1 pseudogene is annotated in these 555 nt (G+C 64.0%); it reads left to right on the top strand.

Going from position 1 to position 555, the window contains the following annotated elements:
• Positions 1-555 (top strand): annotated as a pseudogene (locus tag L8H52_RS30320) (toxin); the annotation flags it as partial.

The raw sequence follows: 555 nt of genomic DNA, 5'->3' as shown, positions 1-555 counted from the left end.
GGGCTGGCCGGTGAGCCGTTGCAACGCTGGGACGCGCGCGACGCGCATTGGCGCACGACTTTCGATGAGCAACTGCGGGTCGTCGCTGTCGAGGAAAATGACGAAGCCGAGGTGGATGTTTTCACCTACGCCGATGCTGCGGCTGACGCGGGGCACAATCAGCGCGGCCAGTTGCTGGAACAGCAAGACCGCTCGGGTTTATTGCGCACCGACAGCTTCGCCCTCACCGGCCAGCCGCTGACAGATACCCGCACCTTTAGCGATGGCCAGGCGTTCACCAGCCAGCGGCAATTCAGCCCGCTCGGCGCGGTGCTGGAGCAGACTGACGCCGGCGGTCATCGACAACAGTCACGCTACGGTCTGGCCGGGCAGCTCAAGCAAACGCACCTGCAAATCAACGGCAAGAACGACTGGCAAGCGGTGCTGCTGGATGCGCAGTACAACGCCGCCGACCAGATCATCGAACAACTGGCCGGCAATCAGCTGCGCAGTCAGTGGACCTACGACCCGGCGGACGGCCGTTTGCACACCCAGTCCAGTCGCAAGGACAGTGGC

Origin of the sequence: Pseudomonas sp. CROZ-RG-20F-R04-15 (assembly GCF_022662375.1) — a bacterium.
GTDB lineage: Bacteria > Pseudomonadota > Gammaproteobacteria > Pseudomonadales > Pseudomonadaceae > Aquipseudomonas.
The sequence above is the reverse complement of the archived record's forward strand: the minus strand, read 5'-3'. Positions and strand labels throughout refer to the sequence as shown.